Below are 805 nucleotides of genomic sequence, written 5' to 3'. Positions count from 1 at the left end.
CTCGCGCTGATGCTGCTGACCGAGGCCCGGCGGGCCGGTGCGGGGGTCAGGCCGGGTAGCGGTGCTTGGCGGTGAGCCCCTCCAGGACCGGGACGAGGTCGTGCGGGCTCGGCAGGGCGGCGGACTGCTCGGACACCCGCGCGGCGCCCTCCCGGAAGGCCGGGTCCTCCAGGACCCGCCGCAGCTCGGAGCGGAGCAGCTCGCCGGTCAGCCCGTCGGCGTCGGCGACGTAGCGGCCGGCGCCCTGCTCCTCCAGCCCGGAGGCCATCGCCACCGGCCCCCACCACTTCTCGCTCCAGTACACGTTGGGCACGATCAGCTGCGGGACGGCGTGTTCGACGGCGGCCGCGAAGGCCCCCGCGCCGCCGCTGTGGATGACGGCCGCGCAGGTGGGCAGGAGGTCGTTGAGCGGGACGAAGTCGACCACCCGCACGTTGTCGGGAACGCGGAGCCCCGGCGGGAGTTGACCGGGGGCGAGGGTCGCGACCACCTCGACGTCGAGGTCCGCGATGGCGTCGAAGACCTCGCGCGGCGAGGCGGACACCCCGTGGCCGCGGCCCTCCCGGTGCGCCAGTCCGAGGGTGAAGCAGACCCGCCGCCGCTCCGGGCGCCGGTACACCCAGGACGGCGTGGTGCTCGGGCCGTTGAACGGGACGTGCCGCATCGGGACGTACGGGATCCCGGCCGGGCGCCAGACCCAGGTGGGCATCGGGAAGACCGTCCACTGCCCGAGGACCGCCTCCTCGTCGAACTCCACGCCGAACCGGCCGAACACCGGTTCCAGCCACTCCCGCAGCGGATCGAC

1 protein-coding gene is annotated in these 805 nt (G+C 75.0%); it reads right to left on the bottom strand.

The window, feature by feature from the left end; all coding sequences use genetic code 11:
- Nucleotides 1–46 precede the first annotated feature (46 nt).
- Nucleotides 47–805: nucleotide disphospho-sugar-binding domain-containing protein (locus AE652_RS39395; RefSeq protein ID WP_049660386.1), on the bottom strand; the 759-nt coding region annotated here is incomplete at its 5' end.

The sequence above is a fragment of the Kitasatospora sp. MY 5-36 genome, from assembly GCF_001182915.1.
Lineage (GTDB): Bacteria > Actinomycetota > Actinomycetes > Streptomycetales > Streptomycetaceae > Kitasatospora.
This window is presented reverse-complemented; position numbering and strand designations above follow the sequence as displayed.